This is a genomic window from Myxococcus sp. CA039A (genome assembly GCF_013336645.1).
GTDB lineage: Bacteria > Myxococcota > Myxococcia > Myxococcales > Myxococcaceae > Myxococcus > Myxococcus llanfairpwllgwyngyllgogerychwyrndrobwllllantysiliogogogochensis.
Map to the genome: position 1 here is coordinate 44,766 of NZ_JABUMQ010000012.1, position 22,180 is coordinate 66,945.

A 22,180-nucleotide genomic window follows, 5' to 3' on the forward strand; every position below is an offset into this window, starting at 1 on the left:
GTCAGCGGGCTCCGACGGCCTCCACCCTGGGGGCGCTCGGCAGGAAGGCATCCGCGTGGAGGTCCTTCAGCGAGAGCCCCGAGAGGAAGAGCTTCTTGCGCAGGGATAACACCAAATCGGAATCGCCGCAGAGCCACGCCCGGTAGCCCACGGGCTTCGGACACTCCGCGCGGATGAGCACGTCGAGCGCTCCCTCGGCCACGTCCCGGCTTCCTCCCGTCAGCACGCCAGGTCTGTAGTGGAAACCCACGTTGCGCGCGGCCAGCTCGCGCAGTTCGTCCGTGAGGTAGAGCCCCTCGGGCGTGCGCGCGCCGTGGAAGAGCCAGATGGGGCCGGTATGCCCCGCCTCCAGCGCGTCGCGCACGATGCCGTAGAGGGGCGCCAATCCCGTGCCGGTGCCCGCCAGCAGCAGCGGCTGCTCGGGGCGACCGGGCACGTAGAAACAACTGCCCGCTGGCCCCTGCACCGCCATGGCGTCACCGACGCGCGCTTCCCGGACCAGCCAGCCACTCATCGCGCCGCCCGGCACCAGACGCACGTGCAGCTCCAGCAGGCCCTCGCGCGGCAGGCTCGCCAGGGAGTAGCTGCGGGCCAGCCCATCCGCCCGCAGCAGCGACACGTACTGCCCCGCCCGGTAGTCGAAGGACGCGTCCGTAGTGAGGCGCACGCGCAGCACGCTGGGGGACAAGAGGGTCATGGACTCGATGCGCGCGGGCACGCGCAGCGCATCCGCGCCCGCCACCTCCAGCTCCGCGCCGGTGACGGGCCGGCAGACACAGGCGAGGAAGTAGCCTTGCGTGCGCAGCGTGTCCTTCAACCCCGCGCGCGCGGCCTCCGGCACGTCGCCGGACAGCGCGCGCATGAGGCAGGACTGGCACGCTCCCGCGCGGCACGCGTTCGGCACGGCCACCCCCTGCCGCAGGAGCCCGTCCAGCACGCTCTCCTCGGCCTCCAGCGGATACCACCGTGACTCGTGCTTCACCCTGGCCATGGCGCGCCTTTCGTCCCTTCAGCGATTCAACACGTCCGCGCGAGCGCCCCCGGCGATGGCGAGCACCCGCTCCACCAGCGGCGCAGGAACGTTGAGCTCCTCCAGCGTCGCGCGCAGGTGCTCCACCACCGCGTCGAAGTGCACGTCGTTCAGCCCGCGCTTCACCAGGGGCGCATGGCCGGCGCGCATGTCCTTGCCCGTGTAGTTCGAGGGCCCGCCCGTCACCATCGTCAGGAACGCCTTCTGCTTCGCGGACTGGCGCTCCATGTCCACGTCCTCGAAGAAGTGGCTGATGCGGTCGTCTGACAGCACCTTCCGGTAGAACACGTCCACCGCCGCCGCCATCGCCGGCTCTCCGCCAATCTGCTCGTAAACGCTCTTCTCCTGCGCCGCAGTGCTCATCGCGTCCGCTCCTTCCGCCCCATCCGGGCTTAAAGATGCATTTCAAATGCATCGATTCGGGCGTAAGGTCAACTACAGCAGGACAAGGAGCGCGAATCGCGGGAATCAGTCGGGGCCTCCGGGCCACCGTCGTGCGGTGGTCATGTCTCCGCGCGGAAGTTGCGGCCCATTCCCGCGCCCGTGCCGACGTAGTGGCGGAACACGTAGAGCAGGGGTTGCCAGCGCTCCACGTCGATGTGCTGCGTGCCCGGCACGGTGACGGACTCGTGCGCGTGCACGCGGGTGACGCGCAGCTCGGCGATGACGAAGGAGGGCTCGGGGGCCTCGGGCGTGGGGCTGGAGCGGCGCGCGGACAGCAGCACGGCCTCGAGCTGCAAGGGACACTCGGCGACGCGGGGTGGAGCGACGGTGTCGGAGGGCAACGGCGTGAGGCCCGCGCGCTCGAACTTGCGAGGCTCGTGCTGATAGCCCTGCGCGCGCTTCGAGTCCGGAACGGGGAAGCGGCCCGTGGTGGGCGCCAGGCGCTCGACTTGAGGCCACAGGGACGCGGAGGGCAGGTTCACCACGGCCTCGCGCGTGCGCTCCAGGTTCGCCAGGCCCTGGCCCAGCCCGCCCAGTCCAAGCACCAGCCTGTCGTCGAGTGCCCACGCGGAGGACAGCGGCGTCAGGTTGGGTGAGCCGTCTTCTTGAAGGGTGCTCAGGAGCGCCACTGGCGTTCCGAAGTAGAGGATGCGGGGCGCAATCACACGGTGTCTCGTCGGCTCGGTCATGCCCGCATCCCTAGGGCACGGGTGGCTCGAAACGCTTCGGTGCTTGCCGAGACGTCCGCGTGCCGCCCGGCCACACACGCAAGCCCCCGCCCGAGATAGTTCGGCGCGCGCCGAAACGTCCTCGTAGGCTTGGCCCTCAAGCTCTCGCCATGCCCCACCCCATCGACCTCGCCCTCACGGCTTCACTCATCGGCGACGCCACGCGCGCGGGCATGCTCTCGCGCCTCCTCGAAGGGCCCGCGAGGACCGCGGGCGAGCTCGCGCGGGAAGCAGGCATCTCCCCGCAGACGGCGAGCGGACACCTCGCGAAACTCCTGGAGGGAAACCTGGTCCGCGTGGAGGTGCAGGGCCGCCACCGCTACTACCGGCTCGCCAGCGCCGACGTCGCGCGCGCCCTCGAAGCGCTCAGCCTGCTCGTCCCCACGCGCGTCGCCACCGTGCGCGTACCAGAGCCGCTGCGCTTCGCGCGCACCTGTTACGACCACCTGGCGGGCACGCTGGGCGTGGCGCTGGCCGAGGGCCTGGAGAAGCGCGGCCTCTTGGAGTCCGGCGAGGACAGCTACGCCCTCACCCCGGAGGGCACACGCTTCGTGGCGAAGTGGGGCGTGGATACACAGACACTGTCACAGGGCCGCCGCGCCTTCGCGCGCCGCTGCCTGGACTGGAGCGAGCGCCGCGCCCACGTGGGTGGGGCGCTGGGCGCCGCGCTGGCGGAGCGCCTGTTCGCGCTGCGCTGGATTGCACGCCGGCCCGAGGGCCGCGGAGTGCGGCTCACCGTCGAGGGCCGGCGGGGCTTCGAGAAGTCGCTGGGGCTGTCCTGGCCGTGAGGCCCGGAGACTGACTCAGGCCCGAGCGTTCGCGGCGCCGATGCGAGCCGCCTCGCGACGCACGGTGGCCTGCTCCAGCTCGTAGCGCGCGTCCTCGGAGGACAGGCCCTTCAGGCGCTCCTGCGCCTCGGACAGGCGCTTGCGCGCGCCCTCCACGTCGATGCCGGACACGTGCTCGGCGGCGTCCGCCAGCACGAGCACCTTGTCGTTGGCCACTTCCACGAAGCCGCCCGCGACGAAGTACGCGTCACGCTTGCCCGCGTCGATGAGCGTCAGCGAGCCCGGCTCCATCAGCGACAGGAAGGGGGTGTGCCCCGGCCGCACGCCAAACAGGCCCTTGCCGCCGGGCACGATGGCCTCGTCGGCCTGCACCGACAGGATGCGCTTCTCGGGGGTGACAATCTCCACAGTCAGCTTGGCCATGAGGCTCCTCGCACTACCCAAATCAGAAATGGAGCTGCTGGGTGCTGCCACCCACCGGCTCGAACTCCACCACCCCGGCGTCCGTCAACCGAGGCCCCTTGCCGGGGATGCCGAGCGTGCCCTCCAGCCACTTCAAGTGGTGGGTCATCTGGCGCACCTCGGTGAGCTGCCGCGCGGGGACCAGGTCCGTCAGCCGCCGCTCCAGGACTCGCTGACCGTCGCGGCCATACTGCCCCGCCACCAGCACGTTCGTGGCCCAGCCCGGAGGTCCCTTGGGCTTCCTCGCCTTGCCCCGCTTCGGCGCCGGCTCCGGCTTCGTCTTCCCCTTCTCCACCAGGGGCCACACCACCCAGACGCGCTCGCCGTCGTTGGAGACGAAGTAGTAGTCGTCCACCGTCCCCAGGCACTGCTCCAGCTGCCAGACGGGTCCGCTCTCCTTCGTCACCTCGAGCCGGCACTTGCCCGGGCCCGCGTCCACCATGCGCACGCTGTACAAGCCGTTGGCGCTCACCCGGGCCCGTCCCTTTCGCTCCTCCGCCAGGGCGGGGAGCGACAGAACACAGAGGAACAGGGCGAGCGCCGCGTGACGCATGGTCACCTCGGAAAGCGGGTTTGAACCGAGTCTACGCCGCCTGCTTGATCGCGTTCTCGACGACTTCGCTGATGGTGCCCGCCATGTAGAAGGCGCCCTCGGGGATTTCGTCGTGCTTGCCCTCGGCGATCTCCTTGAAGCCCTGGATGGTGTCCTGGAGCTTCACGTACCGGCCTTCCTTGCCGGTGAAGACCTGGGCGACGAAGAACGGCTGGGACAGGAACTTCTGAATCTTGCGGGCGCGCGCCACCACCAGCTTGTCGTCCTCGGAGAGCTCGTCCATGCCGAGGATGGCGATGATGTCCTGCAGCTCCTTGTACCGCTGGAGGATGCCCTGGACCTTGCGGGCCACCGCGTAGTGCTCCTGGCCGATGATGCCCGGGTCCAGGATGCGGCTGGTGGAGTCGAGCGGGTCCACGGCGGGGAAGATGGCGAGCTCCGCGATGGAGCGGTTGAGCACCGTCGTCGCGTCCAGGTGGGCGAACGCGGTGGCGGGCGCCGGGTCCGTCAGGTCGTCGGCGGGCACGTAGATGGCCTGCACCGAGGTGATGGAGCCCTTGGTGGTGGAGGTGATGCGCTCCTGCAGGCTGCCCATCTCCGTGGCGAGCGTGGGCTGGTAACCCACGGCGCTGGGGATGCGGCCCAGGAGGGCGGACACTTCCGAGCCGGCCTGGGTGAAGCGGAAGATGTTGTCCACGAAGAGGAGCACGTCACGGCCCTCCACGTCGCGGAAGTACTCCGCCATGGTCAGCGCGGAGAGGGCCACGCGGGCGCGGGCACCGGGCGGCTCGTTCATCTGGCCGTACACGAGGACGGCCTGGCTGGCCTCCAGGTTGTCGGTCTTGATGACGCCCGTGTCCTGCATCTCGTGGTACAGGTCGTTGCCCTCGCGGGTGCGCTCGCCCACGCCGGCGAACACGGAGAAGCCGCCGCGCTCGATGGCGACGTTGCGGATGAGCTCCTGCAGGAGCACCGTCTTGCCCACGCCGGCGCCGCCGAACAGGCCAATCTTGCCGCCACGGGTGTAGGGGGCGAGCAGGTCGATGACCTTGATGCCGGTCTCGAACATCTGCACGCGCACGTCCTGCTCCGTGAACGCGGGGGGCGCGCGGTGGATGGGCCAGTACTCCTGCGCCTTCACCGGGCCCATCTCATCCACCGGCTCACCGGTGACGTTCAGGATGCGGCCCAGGGTGGCCTTGCCGACCGGAACCTGGATGGGGCCGCCCGTGTTGCGAACGGCAGTGCCACGCGCCAGACCCTCGGTGGAGTCCATGGCGATGGTGCGCACCGTGTTCTCGCCCAGGTGCTGCGCCACTTCCAGGGTGAGGTTCTCCTGCTCCGGCCCCAGGTTCGCGTTCGTCACCTTGAGGGCGACGTAGACCTCGGGAAGACCGCCCGGCGGGAACTCGACGTCGACCACGGGGCCGAGAACCTGGATGATTTTGCCTGCCGTAGGAACTTGAGCGCTCATGGGATGTCGTCTGCCTCGTGAGGGGGAGCGGCCGGCGCCGTGCCCGTCATCAAATTTCGGCCCGGATATGAGGGCGGTGCCCCTTTACCGGGGGCCTCCCCCAGAATCAAGCCTCCCGGGGACCTGACCGGTAAGTCCCGCTTAGCGGATCCACGCCCCCGGCGCCAACCCCCCGGCTACTTCCCGTCCACCTGGTAGACGAGCGGCAGGTTGCCCTTCGAGCCGCCGCCCACGACGACGACCTTGGCGTTGGGGCTGGAGGCGAGCTTCTCCGTGGCCTCGATGCCCTTGAAGCGCAGGTACTCCTCGGTGAGGCCCTGGCGGACGATGTTCTGGTACTTCGCGATGCCCTCGGCTTCGATCTGCCGGCGCTCGGCCTCCTGGCGCTCCTTGTCCAGGGTGAAGCGCATCTTCTGGCTGCGCTGCTCCTCGGCGAGCTTGTCCGCGATGGCCTCCCGGATGGCGGCCGGCAGCGTGACGTCCCGGACGAGGATGGCCTCCACGACGACGTGCTTGCCCTGCAGGGCCCGCGTCACCTCGTCCTGGATCTCCTTTTCAATCTGCTCGCGCTTGGTGGAGTAGATCTCCTCTGGCGCGTAGCGACCGAACACCTTGCGCGCCTCCGAGCGGGCGATGGGGGCGATGAGGATGTCCGCGTAGCGGGGGCCCGTCTGCGTGTGCAGTTCGAAGAGCTTCGCCGGGTCCACCCGGTAGCGCACGCTGGAGTCCACCTTCAGGTCCAGGCCGTTGTTGGACAGCACGCTCAGCTCGTCCTTCATCTCCTGGACGCGCAAATCGTAGGTGATGAGCGACTTGCCCGGCCTGAGCACATGCAGCCCTTCCCCATAGGGCTCACGCTGGGTGCCGCTGCCGAACGAGTCAAAGCCGATGCCCCCGTGGCCGCTGGACACCGTCTCGCACGCACACCCACTGATGCACAGCAGTCCCAGCACCACCCACAGTCGCTGCTTCACGCGGCCCTCCTCGCGCGAGCCCTCACGCGCTCGGGGAGACCCTTAAACGCGAAGGGCCCGCACCCAAAAATGGGGCGGGCCCGAGGCTTGCGCGACAGGAGGCGGGAGCTACTTGAGCGCCTCGGCGCCGGAGACGATTTCCATCAGCTCCTTGGTGATGACCGCCTGACGGGTGCGGTTGTAGGTGAGCGTCAGGCTGGAAATCATGTCCGAGGCGTTGGAGGTGGCGTTCTCCATGGCGCTCATGCGGGCGCCGTGCTCGCTGGCGACGCTCTCCAACAGAGCGCGGTAGACCTTGATGTTGACGGCCTGGGGGACCAACCGGTCCAGCACCGCCTGGCGGTCCGGCTCGTACTTGAAGTCCACCATCGCGGTGGCGCCCTCGGAGGGAGGCGCTTCGGCGCCGAGCGTCTGCAGCGGCAGCAGCTGGGCGACGACGACCTTCTGGTTAATCGCGCTGATGAACTCGTTGTAGACGATGTGGACCGCGTCCACCTCGCCGTTGAGGAAGCTGGCGACGAGCTCCTCGGCCACTTCCGCGGCGGCGCGGTAGTTCAGCCGCTGGTACAGCCCACCGAAGTCCTTGCGGATGGTCTGGTTTCGGTTGCGGAAGAAGTCGTTGCCCTTGCGGCCCACCGTGGAGACCTGGATGCGCTCCAGCGCGGTGTTCTCGTAGATGAAGCGGTTGGCGCGGCGGGTGATGTTGGAGTTGAAGCCGCCCGCGAGGCCGCGGTCCGACGTCAGCGTCACCAGCTCCACGCGCTTGACCGGGCGGGCCACCAGCAGCGGATGGGTGAGGTTGTCGTCACCGGAGCGCGCCGTCAGGTCCGAGATGATCTGGTCCAGCATCGACGCGTACGGACGGGCGGCGAGGATGGCGTCCTGCGCCTTTCGCAGCTTCGCGGCGGAGACCATCTTCATGGCCTTGGTGATCTGCCGCGTGTTCTTCACCGAGCGGATGCGCTTGCGAATGTCGCGAAGGGACGCCATGGGACGGAGGACTCCTGTGGGACGTTCTGCCCAGGTGCGCCCGGGTGGGAGCAAGGCAGTCTGACGGCGGGGCCCCCTATATAAGCGGGCCGCAAGCCGGTCAACGGCAGTCCTGCCGGGGCTTTCCGGACACGTGGCCCCGGGGCTGCCGGGCGGGCGACCCCGGGGCTGTCGGAGGTGAGCAGACCCCTTACCTTCCAGGGCATGGCCTCAGCCGTCGCCGCCGGTGGTGGACCCCTGCTCATCGTCGAGGACGACGTGGATATCCGCGAGGCGCTCCAGACCTACCTGGAGCTCCAGGGCTACGAGGTCCGCGTCGCGGGCGACGGCCGGGAGGCGCTGGCGCACCTGGCGGCCCTGCCCCCTCCCTCGCTCATCCTGCTGGACATGGGGCTGCCGGTCCTGGACGGCCACCGGGTGCTGACGGCGCGCGGGACGGACCCGGCGCTCGCGCGGGTGCCGGTGGTCATCCTGTCGGCGGAGACGGCGGACATGAGCCCCCGTGACAGGGCGGTGTACGCGGCGAGCCAGGGCGTGGCGGCCTTCCTGCCCAAGCCGGTGGACCCCAAGCGGCTCCTGGAGACGCTGCGGCGACTGTTGCCGGGGCTGGCCGCCCCCCAGGCGGACGCACCGGTTTGACGCGGGAGGTCCACACGGGGCTTTGCGAGGGCGGTCGGCCGTAACACAATGGCGCCTGGTGCGGTGGTTCCTGGGTCCATGAAGCCAACCCGAGCGAGCGGTATCTGGGCGCGCAGGGCCCTCTTCCTCCTGCTCGCGGGCACGGTGGGCCTGCTCGTCACCTCGTACCTCGTGCGGGTGAGCTACGAGGAGCGCATCGTGTCCCTGGCGCAGGCGCCCACGGCGCCGGTGGCGCTCGTCTTCGGCGCGGGGCTGGCGCCGGGCGCGGTGCCCTCTCCGGTGCTCGCCCAGCGGTTGGACATGGCGATGGCGCTGTGGCGCGAGGGCAAGGTGCGCGCGGTGCTGGTGAGCGGGGACGAGGTGCAGCCCTTCCACCACGAGACGCGGGCCATGCGGCGCTACCTGCTGGAGCGCGGCGTGCCGGAGTCCGCGGTGTTGGGCGACGAGGCGGGGCTGTCCACCTATGACAGCTGCCTGCGGGCGCGCGGCGTGTTCGGGGCGAGTCAGGCGTTGCTCGTCACCCAGCGCTTCCACCTGCCTCGTGCGCTGTTCATCGCCAACTCGGTGGGCATCGACGCGTGGGGCGTGGCGGCGGACGAGGGGCGGTCGACACCCTGGCGCTACACCGTGCGCGAGACGCTGTCGCGCGTGCTGGCCCTGGGCATGGTGCTGATGAAGGTGGAGCCCGTCTACCCGACGGGCCGCGCGGCGTTCCCGAAGGGCGGCTGAGCCGCCGAACCCGGCAGGCGGGCGGGCGGCGCGAATTGCGGCGGCCCGCGTGGGTTCTCATTGTTGAGGTACGGCGGTTCAGCCCACCCCGCTTGAGCGAGGAGACACCATGCGATTCAAGAAGCTCGGTTCGGAGGACGTGGGCGAGTCCACTTCGTTGCGTCACGTGAATCAGGACACCGGCGAGGAGGAGATCAACATCTCCGACCAGGACCTGGCGGCGACTCCCCCGTTGGAGGAGGAGCCGGACTTCCGAGACATCCTGCCGGATCAGATTCACGAGTTCCGCCGGGGTGACGAGGAGGCGGAGGAAGTGGAGCTGACGGCCCAGCCCGAGGAGCGCTTGCGCCCCGCGCGAAGGGACCAGCTCCCGGAGAGCTAGCGCTTCGGCGCCCATCGGTTGGAAGGTCGAGGCCGGACTGATGAGGTCCGGCCCGCCTGCGCCCACTGGGATTTCTCGTGGACTCACTGCTCGCGCAGAGCGCTTCCGCCCGCGAACTTCTCCTGCCACGTCTGGAAGATGCCCAGAATCTCCCTCAGGTTCGAGGCTCCACCAAACCCCTCGAAGACGTCAGCGCGCACTCGGCAGCGGACCCAATCCTCGTCCGTTCGATCAATCGTCACTTCCTCGAAGGCGACCCCCGACAACTCCGTCTGGATCAGATCGATATGGATTGACCACCCTGGATTGTCGAGGTTCTCAATCCGAACACCGTACTGGTGCTCCCACTCTCCATTGGAGTGATTGGCAAGCCAGGCTTCCAGCGCGCGTAGAGCATCCATCGTCATTTTCTCCTCCCAGGAGTTCGTTTGACGATGAGGAACGGCGAGACCTCGTCAGGCTGACATTGACGGTCTTCTTGCATCGCGCCGCGAGGCGGCCCCTCCTCGAACAAAGGGGCCGCGCATGGACGCGTCGAGGGCCTACTTCCTCGACTTGGCCTTCTTGACGGCGCCCTTCTTGGCTGCCGCCTTCTTCGCTGGAGCTTTCCCCGCGACGACCTTTTTGCCCCCCGCCTTCTGGGTGGCGACCTTCTTCGCGGGGGCCTTCTTCGCGGCTGACTTCACAGGCGCCTTCTTCGCAGCCGACTTCTTCGCGGTGGGCTTCGCAGGAGACTTCTTCGCGGTGCCCTTCTTCGCGGCTGACTTCGCAGGGGACTTCTTCGCTGCGGCCTTCGTCGCGGCAGGCTTCGCAGGCGCCTTCTTCGCGACGGGCGTCGCAGCCGTCTTCTTCACGGGGGCATTCTTCAAGGCGGGCGTCGCAGCCGTCTTCTTCACGGGGGCATTCTTCAAGGAGGGCGTCGCAGCAGCCTTCTTCGAGGAGGGCGTCCCAGCGACCTTCTTCGCAGCGGGCGTCGCAGCAGCATTCTTCGCAGCGGCCTTCGTCGCGGAGGGCGTCGCGGCGGCCTTCGTCGCGGCGGCCTTCTTCACGGCGGCCTTGCTTGCGGTGCTGGGCGCGCCAACCGCTGGCGTATCGGCCTTCTTCACGATGGCTTCACGGGGCTTCGTCGCCGTATCCACCTTCGCCGCCGGAGCCACAGCCGACTTCTTCGCCGCCGCCTCCGCGAGCAGCGCCGGCACATCGCTCGTCGCGGGTGCCAACGCCAGTGGCGTGGCCACCTTCTTCGCCTTGGCCTTCTTCGCTGTCGGTTCCGCCTGGGGCGCGCTCACCGGCTTTGCCTCAGCGGGCGTCGCGGCCACCTGAGGCTTCGCCTTCTTCGCGGCGGGCTCGGCAGGAGCCTTCGGTGCCGGTGCCTCGGCCGCCTTCTTCTTGGGCGCCTCCTTCTTCTCGGGCCCCAGCTCCTTGCGCAGCGCCTCCTGCATCGTCGGACGCACGAAGAGCTCTACCTGCTTCACCGCCACCTTCGACGGAGCCTTCCTCCCACCGCCGTCCTTCGTGCCAGCCTTTCCGAATCCGGCGGTCTCGGCGCCCTTCCGGCCTCGTGACGCGTCGTCGTCATACTCGTAGGCCAGCTCGCGCTGAGCGCCCTCGTCCTCCTCCTCTTCGGCCTCGACGAGCACCTCCTGCGTGACGGACTCCTCCTCCGTCTCCTCTTCGTCGTCCACCCCGACGCCAGAGAGCGCGCCCTGGAGCACCGCGTTCAGCGCGCGCGCGAAAGTGCGCTCACCGAAGCTCTCGACCTCCGCAGGAGGCACGAGCACGTCGAGCATCTCCTTCAGCGTGCGGTACAGCCGCATCTCGCGCTTCTCGCCCTCCCAGGTGCCGAAAATCCATTCCTCGTCACCCAGCGCCTGGACCCAACCCGGCAGGGGTCCACCACCATCGCCCTGCTCCACCATGGCCGACTTGCGCGCGGAGAACAGGTGCCGGTGGGCCCCCTTCATTCCAATGCGCCACACACCCGCCGCCGGAAGGCCCTCCAGCTTCAGCCGCGTCTTCTCCAACACGCTCGCGGAGCCCTCGGGCCCGTGCAGCGGGAAGAGACTCACGTCCCCGTGAAACTCGCCCCCGTTGAAGGACAGGTACAGGTGGCCGAGGTCCTCGGGGAATGGAACGCCACACTCCGTCTCCGCCCACCGGACCTCATCCGCGGACACACCCGATGACGCTGCCTTCGCCGACTTCCGCAGTGCCTGCAACCACTCGTGCATGACCCCTCCACGACACAACCATTGCCACAACCTTACGGCGGCTGTGCGTCCCGCGCAGTGCGCCTGTTGGGCTTTTGATGGCCCCCCGCACGGAATGATCCAGCCCCCGAGGTAGGGCCACCCGAGCCCTCCCCGGACCTATCACGACAACGCCGGGCCAGGGCTCCATCCATCCCCTTGCTCGGGAGGAGGACCCGCCACCGACCCAGAAGGGCCCGGGCCTCGCGCCCCCTCCGCTCCAGGCCAGACAGGCCTCTTTCCGCTGATCCACGACCGCGCGGAACGGGTTCCCCGGGGACCCGCCACCCGGGCCGAGCCCGGCTTGAAGCCGGCAGAGCGACCCGTTAGGCAAGGGGCATGGCACATCCCGTGAGCTATGAGGGGACGGCGGAGAACTTCGACCAGCTGGTCATGGAGCCGAAGGGCGAGCTGGTGGTGGTGGACTTCTGGGGTGACGGCTGCCCGAACTGCGAAATCTACGCGGCGGCCGAGCCCATGCTCCTCTCGGAGCTGGACGGCGCACCGATGCGCGTCGTGAAAGTGAACGCATACCAGCACGAGACGCTGGCCCACCGCTTCGGCCTCTACGGCATCCCCACGTTCCTGCTGTTCCGCGAGGGGAAGCTCATCGGGAAGATGAGCCAGTACTACGGCAAGGAATACTGGCTCGGCGTCGTCCGCGATCACCTGCCGACGGCGTAGCACCCCAGGGCGCCGTGCTCAGCCCACCTGGGTGAGCCGACCGCCCTCCGGCGGACTCGCGGCGGACACCACGGCATCGGCGGCGCGGCGCGTGTTGGCCTCGATGGCGACCTGACACAGCGCCGTCTGCGCCTGGAGCTGGAGGACGAAGGCCCGCGACCTCGCCGAGCGGACCCCCAGCGCCATCCCGATGAAGCCGAGGACCACGGCCCCTATCGGCCCGCTCTTCATCGCCGCGTCGAGCACCGCGCCAGCGACTCCTCCTCCGACAAAACCAGCCAGGCCCCACGCGAAGACCATGCCTCGTGCCTGGTCATAGAGCGCCTGCGCATGGGCGCGAATGATTTCCGGGTCGTATCTGACAGTCATTGCTTCCCCACGGGTCGAGACCTGCGAATGCAGGCCCCTGGAAAGCTTCCACAAGACTCCCGGGAGGGACCTACCTCCTCAGGGGTATGGACAGCAGCGCGTCCATCCTTCGGGGCAACGAGGTTGATGTGGGGCAGGGCCGTTACAACCATGAACCCTCGCGGTGGCAGGGCACGAGGGGGACGGACATGACGAAGCATCGATGGGGGCAAATACTTACGCATCTGGCCTGCATGACATGGCTATGCGGCGGCGCGCTGGGTTGCGGCACGGGCCAGCCCGAGGCATACGAGGACGGCGCATCGTCGGACAGGGTGGGGACTCAGACCGCGAGGCAGGCACCCATCTTCACGGAAGACCTCTTCTACGACCACTGTCCGAGGGGGACGCAGGCGCAAGGTCCCACCATCCATGTCGCGAAGACCGGCCCACGAGACCCCACGAAGCCTCTGGGGTCCAACGAGAATCCCTACTCCACCATCATGGCGGCGGTGAAGGTCGCCCGGCCGGGAAACGTCATCGTGGTGAGAGCAGGTGACTACAACGAGCAGGTCGCCATCACCGCTCCGAAGGGGGCTCGACCAGGCACCGCCGACGCTCCCATCGTCCTGAGGGGTGAGCAGGCCGCGCGTCCTCGCATCCTGCCAGCGGCCACCAACGTCGGCAGCCTGGTCATGGTGAGCCAGCCGTACTGGATCGTCCAGTTCTTCGAGGTGGACGTCCAAAGCAGACCGTCGTTCGCCGTGCTCTTCGAGACCAACACGACCTGCTCCCAACTCCGCGACTCGAAGTTGCACGGAGGCCGGGCCGGCGGCGGCGTCATCGCCAGCTACGCGGAGTTCGTCCTCTTCGACCACAACGAGATCTACGACTTCTCCAAGACGAACACGGACTCGCACGGCGTGGCGATCCGAGGCGTGTCCCGCAACATCTTCATCGTGGAGAACGACATCCACGACGTTTCGGGCGACGGGGTGCAGTGTCAGCCGAATGGCGGCCGGCCCGCCATCATCCTCGTCGAGAGGAATCGACTGCATGCCACGGGGGAGAACGGCGTCGACGTCAAGGCCTGCGATGACCTCCTGCTGCACAGGAACATCATCTACGACCTCCCGAACATCACCCGCTTTCCCTGGCAGGCGAACACGTCCGCCGCCGAAGGCGTGCTGATTCACGAGGACGCGACGAACATCCAGATTCTGGACAATGAAATCTACCAAGCGGGCCGGGGCATCTCCATTGGCGGGAACAACGTCATCGACCATCCCACCAACGTGCTGATTGAAAGCAACTACATCCACGACATCTACAACTATGCGTCGCGCACCAATGGACAGGGCATCCGCATCGTGAAGGGTGAAGGGGTACACATCATCAGCAACACCATCGAGCGGACCGCCGACGCGGGACTCCGACTCGCAGCGGACGAACCCAACGTCGTGTTTGGCCTCATTGTCTATGACAACGTCCTGCGCGACATGCGGCTGTTCGTGCGCCTGGGGCGGCCGGAGCACCGGCCCGGCATGGGAATGGACCGCAACCGCTATTTGGGACCCATTGGAGTCTTCACCCTCTCAGGTGCCCTGTGGGAGGGGACCCATGCCCAGTGGCTCAGCGCACTGGCCCCCTCCTACCTGGACCAGTTCTCAGTGAGAGTCCTCGTGCCCTCACGGGCAATCACCGAGCCAGGGCTCACGGAAGCACCCTCCCCGAGGTCGACGCCCGCGCCGTAGCGGGTTACCGCATCACACGCACCCCGCCGGAAGGAGCCACAGGGCTTCCGGCGGAGCCGTGCGTTCGCATTGGGCGCGGCGCGGCATGCGGGAATCCCTATCCATGACCCATCACCATGGACGGACCCCATGCAACTCATTGACTCCGGCAACCACTTACATGCATGACATATTGCCTTCGCCGGAACTCCGTGGCTTACTGGCTTTGCGTCTGATGGGCTCTTCCGAACCCAGACGCCAAAGAAAGCGGAGACAATCATGTTCATCGCAGGACTGCGGCGTTGTGCGCTGTTGGCTGGAATCGTGGCATTGACCGCGTGCGGAGGTCCGCTCCCGGAGGAGCAGGCTCCCGTCGAGGCCACGCCCGGCGAGGAAATCAGTATGGAGGCCGTGACCGAGGGCGGCGAGGTCGAGGCCATGGCCTGCAATCTCGTCAAAGAGCCCTGTTCGCCCAACCTTCGGACCTGTGGCATCCGCTGCTGCGATGGAACCCTCATCCGGGCTCCGAACACGGCATGCGGCGACTGCGAGCCCCTTGCAAACGAAGTCTGCCTCTTTCGCGGCGGCCCATGGCACCTCCGCTGGACGGACCAGTAAGGGACGCGGCGCACGAACGGACTCTGTCCATTCGTGCGGCGGGCACTACATCGAAAAGTCATTGACTCAACCAATGACTCTCATTCTTCAACTCATCGCCCGCCAACAGGCGGCCGCGAACCGTCTTCCCTTACCCTGAGTGGAACGACTCCGGCCTGACTGAAATCCGTATTACTTTGAACTCCGGGGCGAAGACCCCCGCCGCTGCTTTGTCCTGGCGGTGGGGGCCTTCTCTCGTCTGGAGCGTCGCGCCCACTTTCCCTATCCTCGGGGCTCATTCAACGAGGAGCACGCTGTTGGCCCGTATCGCATTCGTCGTGGTGGAGCCGTTCGCCGACTGGGAGCCCGCGCTGCTGGCGGCGGGGGCGCGCGAGGACTTCGGTGACACGGTGTCGTGGTTGTCGCCAGGGGGACGCCCGGTTTCATCGATTGGCGGAATGACCATCCAGGTCCACGGCGCGCTCGAGGACTTCTCTCCCAACCAGGCCGATGCGCTCGTGCTGATTGGGTCCTCGCTCTGGATGACGCCCGAGAGCCCCGACCTCACGCCCGTGCTCCGGCGCGCGGCGGACGCGGGCCTCGTCGTCGCCGGAATCTGCGGTGCGACGCTCGCGCTGGCCCGGGCCGGCCTGCTCGATGACCGCGCACACACCAGCAACGCCCTCGACTTCCTCCAGCAACACGTCCCGGCCTACAACGGTGTCGCGCACTATCGACCCGGGCCGCGCGCGGTGCGCGACGGACGCGTCATCACCGCGTCCGGCTCGGCGCCCGCGAGCTTCGCCCTGGAAGTGCTCGGCGCCCTGCATCCCGAGGCCACCCAGCCCCTGGCCGAGTTCCTCACGGAGTTCGGGCGCGAGCACCAGCCCACCTGAGCCTTCGCGCCCTCGGTGCGAGCCCAGGGCGCCCCTCACGTGTGCTTCAATGACGGGAGCGCCAGTCCTCCCGCCGCCCCTCGAGGCAGACGATGAACCTCATCGAGCCCGTCATCTTCACCGCTGCGGCCCTCTTCGGAGTGGCGGGTGCCGTGTGGGGCATCACTTCGGCCCCCATCTGGGGACTCGAGGGCTTCGTCGGCGCCGCCGTGCGTGGGCTCGGTGGCTTCGTCGGCGGATTCATCGGAGGGGGCATCTCTTTCGCCGCGGTGCTCTTCGCCCTGGGTGCCCTGCTCGTCCTCAGGGACAAGGCACGCCAGAAGCGCTCGGGCGGGCCGAACCTGCCTCCCGCTCCCTGAAGTCGGACATGGGAGTAGACGTCGCCCACGTCGACTCCTGCTTTTCCGGGCAACGCCCGTACCGACAGCCACCGAGCAGACGAAACGCCCTTGCGGCCCTTGGCCCTTCATTCCGGGCGACCTACTCTCGGAAGCAGTCCCATGGCTTCCGACCCCTACCGCGTCAATCCGGACGACCCGCGCGCGCCTCCCCAGGAGTTGTGGGAGCAGCTGACGCCCGAAGAGCGGGCCCAAATCGTCGACAGCCTTCCCTCCGAGTTCCCCGTCTCGCAGACGCACCCTCCCGAGGGTGACCCCCACTACGAGGCCAAGTCGCGAACGAGGGAGGTGCTCGGGAGCTTCTTCTCTCGCATCGGCCGCAAGGTGTACCTGGCTTGCGAGCTGCCCGTGTACTACCCGGGCGAGTCGATGTTCGCCCCGGACGTCATCGCAGTGGTGGACGTCGAGTCCCGTTCCCGCATGCGATGGATGGTGAGCGCGGAGGGAAAAGGTCTGGACCTGGCCCTGGAAGTCATTGTCGCGGGGGAGCGACGCAAGGACCTGGAGCGCAACGTGGAGCGCTTCGCCCGCCTCGGAATCCGCGAGTACTTCGTCTTCGACCGGGGCCGGCTGCGGCTCAGTGGATGGAGGCTCGAGGAGGGACGTCGTGCCTACCGTCCCATCCTGCCTCAGCATGGGTTCTACCGCTCGGAGGTGCTCGGCCTGGAGCTCCAGGTGGACGACGAGCGCCTTCGCTTCTACGTCGGCGGCGCGGCACTTCCTGAAGCCCAGGAGATGATTTCCCGCCTCGAGCACATGATGGAGCGCGTCGAGGCAAGCCACACGGACCTGGAGCATCAACTCACCGAAGAGATGCGCCTGCGCGCGGAGGAGTCCCGCCTGCGCGCGGAGGAAACCCAGCGCCGCGAGGACGCCGAGCGTCGACTGGCAGAGGCCCTCGCCGAGTTGGAGCGACTGCGCGGCAAGCGGGACTGAGCCCCTCGCCTCAGGTCTGATAGCCGCGCGCCTGCAAGCGGAACAGGTGCGCGTAGCGCCCATCCTTCGCCATCAGCGCGTCATGACTGCCCAGTTCGTCCACGCCGCCGTTGTGCAACACGGCGATCTGGTCCGCCATCCGCACCGTGGAGAAGCGGTGCGAAATCACTATCGCCATCCGGTCCGCCGCCAGCGCCTGGAAGCGCTCGAACAACGCGTGCTCCGCCTCCGCGTCGATGCTCGCCGTGGGCTCATCCAGAATCAGCACCTCCGCGTCGTCCCGCATGAACGCTCGCGCCACCGCCAGCTTCTGCCACTGCCCCGCCGACAGCTCCTGCCCCTTCTCGAACCACCCGCCCAGCATCGTGTCGTACTGGCTCGGCAGCGTCTCAATCACCCCGCTCGCCCCACCCTGCTCCGCCGCCTTCACGATGCGACCCCGGTCCTCCAGCGCCGGCACGTGCCCCAACCCGATGTTCTCCGCCACGTTGAACTGATAGCGCACGAAGTCCTGGAACACCGCCCCGAAGCGGCTGCGCAAATCCCCCACGTCCATGTCCCGGATGTCCACGCCCCCGTAGAGGATGACCCCCTCCGTCGGCTCGTACAGCCGCAACAGCAGCTTCAACAACGTGCTCTTCCCCGCCCCGTTCTCCCCCACCAGCGCCAGCTTCTGTCCCGGCCGCAGCGTCAACGACACATGCCTGAGCGCCCACGCCTCCTTCCCCGGATAGCGGAAGGACACGTCGCGCAACTCGATGTCGTTGGTCGGCCCGCGCGTCGGTGACTTCGCCGGCGACACCCGGGGCGACTCGCTGCCCGTCGGAATCTCCAGGTACGTGAAGAGATTGCTCATGAAGAGCGCGTCCTCGTACATGGAGCCCACGCTCGTCAGGATGCCCTGGAACGCCGCCTGCCCCTGCCGGAACACCCCCAGGTACAACACCATGTCGCCCACGGTGATGGCCCCGTCCGCCGCCCGCCCCGCCACGAACAGATAGCAGCCGTAGAAGGCCGCCAGCGACAACACGCCCAAACCCAGACCCCACCCCATCCGCTTGAAGGCCAGCGCGCGGTCCTCCGCGAAGAACTTCCGGAACAGCTCCCGGTAGCGCCCCAGCACCAGCTCCCCCAACCCGAAGAGCTTCACCTCCTTCACGTGGCTGTCGCGCGTGAGAATCCACTCCAGGTAGTTCAGCTTGCGCCCCTCCGGCGCACGCCACGAGTAGAGCCGGAAGCCCGCCATCGCCAGCCGCGCCTCCGCGATGAACGCCGGAACCGACGCCACCACCAACACGACGACGCTCCACGGCGACAACGCAATCAACAGCGCCGCGAAGGTGGACAACGTAATCGCGTTGCGGACGATGGAGAACGCCTGCATCACCAGCGACAGCGGACGACTGCTCGCCTCGCGCCGCGCGTTCTGCATCTTGTCGTAGGTGTCCGAGTCCTCGAAGTGCTGAAGCTCCAGCTCCAGCGCCTTCTGGAGAATCCGCTCGTTGAGCAGGTTGCCCAGGTTCGCGCGCAACAACTCCCGCGTCAGCGTCAGCCCCCGCTCCACCACCGCGGAGCCGAGCATCAGCCCGAACTCCAGCCCCACCAGGCCATAGACGCGCGAGTGCGCCTCCGCCGAGCCCTGCGCGGACGCCACCACCGCGTCCACAATCAGCTTGCCCACCCAGGCGATGCCCGCCGGCAACACCGCCGCCACCAGCGTCAGCGCCCCCAGCAGCACCGCCCCCTGGGGGCTCGCCCGCCAGAAGAGCTGGAACGTGCCGGGGAGCTGCCGGAACAGGCTCCCGGCGCCCTTCAGGCGGTCTTTGAGGGAGGGCTTCGCGGGGGGCGTGGCATCAAGAGAACGAGGAGACACAGGGCGAGTTCATAACGCGCCCGGCGTCCGCGCGCTTGGCCCCTCACGACACCGCGCGCCCTTCGTGCCGGGACACCAGCACGTCGCACGAGGACCTCGCCAGCACCCGCTCCGCCAGCGAGACGCCGCACCCCTCGGCCTGCCCCGAGCCCGCCAGCGCCAGCAGGTCCGTGCCCAGCTCCGCCGCGTGCGCCAGGATGCTCTCGCCCGGCTCGCCTCCACGCAGCCGGGCCTCCAATTCGCGCCCCGTCTCCCGGTATGGAGCCAGGAAGCGGGCGAGCGCCACCCTCGCGGCGTCCTCCCGCTCCCGCTGCAACACCAGGAAGCTCTCCGGTGACGCCCCTCGCGCGCGCAGCGCCGCCTCTTCCGCGCGGGTGTCCACCACGTGCAACACCTCCACCAGCGTCAGGGGACACAACCTCAGCGTCAGCTCCAGCGCCCTGCGGGACTCGCGCGAGAAGTCCACCGCGACCAGGGGGCTGGCGTACGGCCGCGCCGGATGCGGCAACACCGTCAGCACCGACGTGTCCAGCCGCCGCACCATCCTTCGCACCGTCGAGCGCTCACCCAGCTCCCGTCCCGGCGCCGTCACGTGCGTGCCGCCCAGCACCACCAGCTCCGCGCCCTGCTCGCGCGCCACCGCCACGGCGGCGTCCACCGCGTCTCCCCGGCGCAGCTCCTCGTGCACCGTCACGTCCTGCCGCTGCCTCAACCGCCGCGCCACCGCGCTCACCGCCTTGCGCAGACACCGCTCCCCCGCCACGATTCCCGCGGGCGAGCCCTCCAGCGGAGGCCCCGCGTGCATCACCGTGAAGGTGGCTCCCATGCCCAGCGGAAGCCGCAGCGCCCGGGCCAGCGCCAGCTCGGAGCGCAGCGAGAAGTCCGTCGCCACCACCAGGCGTGTCATGCCCCTCGGGCCCCGGGAGGGCCCGGGTGACAACAATGGAATGTCCAGCCGGGTCAGCTCGTGCTGCCTCATCGCGAGACCCTCCTTTCGTCTGTCCCTACTTCTTTAGTGTCGGCGCCGTGGGGCGGTGACACGACATCCCATGCACCTGACGCGACCTGGGCGAGCCGTTGCTCGTCGGTCCGCCGCCGTGACGCGGCGATGTCCAAGTCCTCGCTCCGAAGATTCAGGCCCTCGCGCCCAGATGCCACCCGTGCCGCGGGGACGCCGCGTGCCCGAGCAGACGACAGAGCCCCAAGGTCCTCGCGTGCACCGCTCCCTCTGCCGCCTGGATGACGCGCGCTCGCCGCGTGGCCCGGCGCTTCACTCGGGTGACAGCCGCGCCGTCCCGACTCAGACCTGGGTGAGGGTGGAGCACGACACCTCGTCGCGGGAGGCGAGACGTCACGAAGGGAGGCAGGGGCTCAAGCCCCCGCTGCGCGCGGGAAGGAGAAGTGCGTCGCACGGTGGACGGCCTCCCTGAAAAAACTCCAGGCGTCTGGCGTCCGTATCTCACGTGAGTCGTAAGGGACATGCACCCCGGCACGAAGATTGGCCCGCTTGGCACGTCCGAGGAGCGACAGAGCGACTCCTGCGGGCCGCGAGCAGCGCGGCCGAGGCTTTGCAGATGGGGTGCTACGGCAGCGCGGTGGGTGGCGGGTCGGACGGGATGCTGAAGAAGGGGGAGGGCCAATGCGCGGGGTCATCACCGGCAGAGAGGTGGTCACCAATCTGGGTCTCATCTACCGAGAGTTCGGCGCGGGCTGTGTGCTGCGCTGCTTGTGGGTGATGCTCAGTGGGAAGACCACGACGTTTCTTGAAGTGGCGTGTCCACCCGCGGCGAAGCGCTAGGGCGGACACAACGGCGACGGGTCACGAGGGCATGCCCCGCGACCCCGCCGTGGCAATCATCGACTTCGCGGTACCGGACTAGGGCTCATCGCGGCGAGGCTTGTCGTCGTCCACCGCGTCCCGGACCGCACGCTTGGCGTCCTCGACCTTCTCCTTGGCGTGGCCCTTCGCCGTGTCGACCTTGCCCTCGGCCTCCAGCGAGCGGTCGCAGCGCTGACTGCCTCGCCAGACGTGGCGACGCAGCGGCGAAGGACAAGAGTCCGGCGGCCATCGAGCGCGGTCGCCGACCTCGCGGAGCGGTTGCTCGAAGCCGTACAGGCGTGCCATGGAGAGACAATCGCAATCCTCGCCGCTCGCATGGGCGAGAAGGCTCGGGCACTTCACCGGCCGATGATGCGCCTGAAGCAAGAGGGCCGTGTGCGCAGCGCTGGATGGCGGGACGACGTCGCCACGTGGAGAAGGGATCCGTCCTACCGGCCACGCATCTGGCCCCCGGACTGGACGGTATCCCTTTCCACAACCCCTACGGCGCGGACCGAGCCGTAGGGCATTGCTTCAGCTCAAGCGCGGATGAAGCCCAACCGCGGAGGCGTCGCCTCCAGCGCCCCGCCCACCCGCGCCTGAGCGAAGACTGCCTCCCCCACGGCACGTGTGGCGCGGAAGCGGTCCTCTCGCTGCGAGAAGGTGAAGGTGAGGCCCATCCCTTCCTTCACCGTGCAGAACTGGAGCTGCGCGATGCGGGCTCCCTGAAGCGTGAGAATGTACTCACGCTGGACCCCTACCTTGTCGCCGTGGGTGACCTGTCGCTCCGAGAGCAAGGTGAGGCTCTGCGCGTGTTGTTGGATGGATGAAAGCATGCGGGCGGCGAGCTGCTGCGCGGTTTCCGAGGGCTTCACGGGCTCCACGGACACCACGACACTCGGTCTGAAGCCACCATCCTCGGGGCCGAGGGCAATCACCTGGCTCGTGTCCTGCCAACCCTCGGGGAGAGAGAGCGTCAACGAACCATGACGAAGGGAATTGCGAGGAGACATGTTCACGCGTCCTTTCTGGTGACGACGTTCAGACCCGCTGGGTCGCGATGTCTTCCTTGCTCTTGTCCGCCTTTCCAATCAGCGTGGTGAGCACGTAAGCCCCTGCGCCAATCCCCAAGCCCGTCAGCGCCCCAAGCATGGCCCCCGGTGGTCCCGCGACGGAGCCCGCGACCGCGGACGCGGCAACGTACCCCAGCACCGCGCTCCCCATGGTGACGCCTCCGCTTGCCACCTTATAGAAATTGTCCTCCTGGATTCCTCGGGCGACTTGAAACCCTCCACTCATGACGCCCAATCCCATGAAGAACCGCCCTGTCACCTCCCCCGCGTAGGAGGGATTGATGCGCCCGTTCACCGTACTGATGGCGCCCCCCAATGAAGCGCCCTGACCCGTTCCCTTGGCGACCGTCACCAACGCATTGCCCCCCACATATACGGCTG

The 22,180-nt window shown here is 68.2% G+C and carries 25 protein-coding genes and 1 pseudogene; 10 read left to right on the forward strand and 16 right to left on the reverse strand.

All coding sequences use genetic code 11. The features are described 5' to 3' along the window. Nucleotide 1 precedes the first annotated feature (1 nt). The 3 genes from HR086_RS03305 to HR086_RS03315 all read right to left on the reverse strand — a co-directional run bounded on the left by HR086_RS03305 (nucleotide 2) and on the right by HR086_RS03315 (nucleotide 2,139). Complete coding sequence (locus HR086_RS03305; RefSeq protein WP_174464849.1) at nucleotides 2–991, reverse strand: FAD-binding oxidoreductase; 990 nt, start codon at nucleotides 989–991, stop codon at nucleotides 2–4. 18 nt (nucleotides 992–1,009) lie between these two features. Further along, the gene (locus tag HR086_RS03310) at nucleotides 1,010–1,393 is read right to left on the reverse strand and encodes a group 1 truncated hemoglobin (protein ID WP_141643354.1); all 384 of its coding nucleotides are present in this window, start codon (nucleotides 1,391–1,393) and stop codon (nucleotides 1,010–1,012) included. 140 nt (nucleotides 1,394–1,533) lie between these two features. Next, nucleotides 1,534–2,139 carry a flavin reductase family protein gene (locus tag HR086_RS03315; RefSeq protein ID WP_246137229.1) on the reverse strand — a complete coding sequence of 202 codons (606 nt, stop codon included), beginning with the start codon at nucleotides 2,137–2,139 and terminating at the stop codon, nucleotides 1,534–1,536. A gap of 173 nt (nucleotides 2,140–2,312) precedes the next feature. On the opposite strand from HR086_RS03315, the gene HR086_RS03320 reads away from it, so the two are divergent. Beyond that, nucleotides 2,313–2,990: a helix-turn-helix transcriptional regulator gene (locus tag HR086_RS03320; RefSeq protein ID WP_174453957.1), complete on the forward strand. Its 678-nt coding sequence runs from the start codon at nucleotides 2,313–2,315 to the stop codon at nucleotides 2,988–2,990. Nucleotides 2,991–3,005: 15 nt separating this feature from the next. On the opposite strand, the gene HR086_RS03325 is transcribed toward HR086_RS03320, so the two are convergent. The 5 genes from HR086_RS03325 to atpG form a co-directional block, all read right to left on the reverse strand. Then, nucleotides 3,006–3,413: a F0F1 ATP synthase subunit epsilon gene (locus HR086_RS03325; protein ID WP_141643351.1), complete on the reverse strand. Its 408-nt coding sequence runs from the start codon at nucleotides 3,411–3,413 to the stop codon at nucleotides 3,006–3,008. 22 nt (nucleotides 3,414–3,435) lie between these two features. Next, entirely contained in the window at nucleotides 3,436–4,005 is a 570-nt protein-coding gene (locus tag HR086_RS03330; RefSeq protein WP_141643350.1) for a hypothetical protein, read from the reverse strand. A gap of 31 nt (nucleotides 4,006–4,036) precedes the next feature. Next, nucleotides 4,037–5,479, reverse strand: a complete 1,443-nt coding sequence (gene atpD / locus HR086_RS03335; protein WP_174453955.1) for a F0F1 ATP synthase subunit beta — start codon at nucleotides 5,477–5,479, stop codon at nucleotides 4,037–4,039. A gap of 176 nt (nucleotides 5,480–5,655) precedes the next feature. Continuing rightward, entirely contained in the window at nucleotides 5,656–6,453 is a 798-nt protein-coding gene (locus HR086_RS03340) for a prohibitin family protein (protein ID WP_174453954.1), read from the reverse strand. A gap of 108 nt (nucleotides 6,454–6,561) precedes the next feature. Beyond that, complete coding sequence (gene atpG, locus HR086_RS03345; RefSeq protein WP_174453953.1) at nucleotides 6,562–7,443, reverse strand: ATP synthase F1 subunit gamma; 882 nt, start codon at nucleotides 7,441–7,443, stop codon at nucleotides 6,562–6,564. A 177-nt stretch (nucleotides 7,444–7,620) separates the two neighbouring features. Between atpG and HR086_RS03350 the strand changes: the two genes are divergently transcribed. The 3 genes from HR086_RS03350 (at nucleotide 7,621) to HR086_RS03360 (ending at nucleotide 9,193) form a co-directional block, all read left to right on the forward strand. After that, nucleotides 7,621–8,082, forward strand: a complete 462-nt coding sequence (locus HR086_RS03350; RefSeq protein ID WP_373564254.1) for a response regulator — start codon at nucleotides 7,621–7,623, stop codon at nucleotides 8,080–8,082. A 78-nt stretch (nucleotides 8,083–8,160) separates the two neighbouring features. Then, complete coding sequence (locus tag HR086_RS03355; protein WP_174464850.1) at nucleotides 8,161–8,811, forward strand: vancomycin high temperature exclusion protein; 651 nt, start codon at nucleotides 8,161–8,163, stop codon at nucleotides 8,809–8,811. 109 nt (nucleotides 8,812–8,920) lie between these two features. Beyond that, nucleotides 8,921–9,193, forward strand: a complete 273-nt coding sequence (locus HR086_RS03360; protein ID WP_141643344.1) for a hypothetical protein — start codon at nucleotides 8,921–8,923, stop codon at nucleotides 9,191–9,193. 83 nt (nucleotides 9,194–9,276) lie between these two features. On the opposite strand, the gene HR086_RS03365 is transcribed toward HR086_RS03360, so the two are convergent. Both HR086_RS03365 and HR086_RS49360 read right to left on the reverse strand, forming a co-directional pair. After that, complete coding sequence (locus tag HR086_RS03365) at nucleotides 9,277–9,600, reverse strand: immunity 53 family protein (protein ID WP_217441664.1); 324 nt, start codon at nucleotides 9,598–9,600, stop codon at nucleotides 9,277–9,279. A gap of 135 nt (nucleotides 9,601–9,735) precedes the next feature. Then, complete coding sequence (locus tag HR086_RS49360; protein ID WP_174464851.1) at nucleotides 9,736–11,424, reverse strand: SMI1/KNR4 family protein; 1,689 nt, start codon at nucleotides 11,422–11,424, stop codon at nucleotides 9,736–9,738. A gap of 357 nt (nucleotides 11,425–11,781) precedes the next feature. On the opposite strand from HR086_RS49360, the gene HR086_RS03375 reads away from it, so the two are divergent. Then, on the forward strand, nucleotides 11,782–12,126 hold the full coding sequence (locus tag HR086_RS03375) for a co-chaperone YbbN (protein ID WP_141643341.1): 345 nt from the start codon (nucleotides 11,782–11,784) through the stop codon (nucleotides 12,124–12,126). Between the two features lie 18 nt (nucleotides 12,127–12,144). On the opposite strand, the gene HR086_RS03380 is transcribed toward HR086_RS03375, so the two are convergent. Next, nucleotides 12,145–12,495, reverse strand: coding sequence for a hypothetical protein (locus tag HR086_RS03380; protein WP_141643340.1), 351 nt, complete (start codon nucleotides 12,493–12,495; stop codon nucleotides 12,145–12,147). Nucleotides 12,496–12,683: 188 nt separating this feature from the next. On the opposite strand from HR086_RS03380, the gene HR086_RS03385 reads away from it, so the two are divergent. The 4 genes from HR086_RS03385 (at nucleotide 12,684) to HR086_RS03400 (ending at nucleotide 17,034) form a co-directional block, all read left to right on the forward strand. Continuing rightward, entirely contained in the window at nucleotides 12,684–14,228 is a 1,545-nt protein-coding gene (locus HR086_RS03385) for a right-handed parallel beta-helix repeat-containing protein (protein ID WP_217441665.1), read from the forward strand. 893 nt (nucleotides 14,229–15,121) lie between these two features. After that, nucleotides 15,122–15,700, forward strand: coding sequence for a type 1 glutamine amidotransferase family protein (locus tag HR086_RS03390; protein WP_174464852.1), 579 nt, complete (start codon nucleotides 15,122–15,124; stop codon nucleotides 15,698–15,700). Nucleotides 15,701–15,792: 92 nt separating this feature from the next. Continuing rightward, nucleotides 15,793–16,059: a hypothetical protein gene (locus tag HR086_RS03395; protein ID WP_174464853.1), complete on the forward strand. Its 267-nt coding sequence runs from the start codon at nucleotides 15,793–15,795 to the stop codon at nucleotides 16,057–16,059. A gap of 141 nt (nucleotides 16,060–16,200) precedes the next feature. Next, nucleotides 16,201–17,034, forward strand: a complete 834-nt coding sequence (locus tag HR086_RS03400) for a Uma2 family endonuclease (protein ID WP_174464854.1) — start codon at nucleotides 16,201–16,203, stop codon at nucleotides 17,032–17,034. A 10-nt stretch (nucleotides 17,035–17,044) separates the two neighbouring features. Here the strand turns inward: HR086_RS03400 and HR086_RS03405 are convergent, their stop codons facing one another. Both HR086_RS03405 and HR086_RS03410 read right to left on the reverse strand, forming a co-directional pair. Continuing rightward, nucleotides 17,045–18,907 carry an ABC transporter ATP-binding protein gene (locus HR086_RS03405; protein ID WP_174464855.1) on the reverse strand — a complete coding sequence of 621 codons (1,863 nt, stop codon included), beginning with the start codon at nucleotides 18,905–18,907 and terminating at the stop codon, nucleotides 17,045–17,047. Between the two features lie 43 nt (nucleotides 18,908–18,950). After that, nucleotides 18,951–19,886 (reverse strand): universal stress protein, encoded by a 936-nt coding sequence (locus HR086_RS03410; RefSeq protein WP_174464856.1) that lies wholly within the window; start codon nucleotides 19,884–19,886, stop codon nucleotides 18,951–18,953. A gap of 660 nt (nucleotides 19,887–20,546) precedes the next feature. Here HR086_RS03410 and HR086_RS03415 point away from each other — a divergent pair. Continuing rightward, entirely contained in the window at nucleotides 20,547–20,705 is a 159-nt protein-coding gene (locus HR086_RS03415; protein ID WP_174453945.1) for a hypothetical protein, read from the forward strand. A gap of 78 nt (nucleotides 20,706–20,783) precedes the next feature. Here the strand turns inward: HR086_RS03415 and HR086_RS03420 are convergent, their stop codons facing one another. From HR086_RS03420 to HR086_RS03430, 3 genes and pseudogenes are all read right to left on the reverse strand, one after another. Continuing rightward, on the reverse strand, nucleotides 20,784–21,032 hold the full coding sequence (locus HR086_RS03420; protein WP_174464857.1) for a CsbD family protein: 249 nt from the start codon (nucleotides 21,030–21,032) through the stop codon (nucleotides 20,784–20,786). A 233-nt stretch (nucleotides 21,033–21,265) separates the two neighbouring features. Then, on the reverse strand, nucleotides 21,266–21,739 hold the full coding sequence (locus HR086_RS03425; RefSeq protein ID WP_174464858.1) for a DcrB-related protein: 474 nt from the start codon (nucleotides 21,737–21,739) through the stop codon (nucleotides 21,266–21,268). Between the two features lie 28 nt (nucleotides 21,740–21,767). After that, a pseudogene (locus tag HR086_RS03430) lies at nucleotides 21,768–22,180 on the reverse strand (hypothetical protein); the annotation flags it as partial.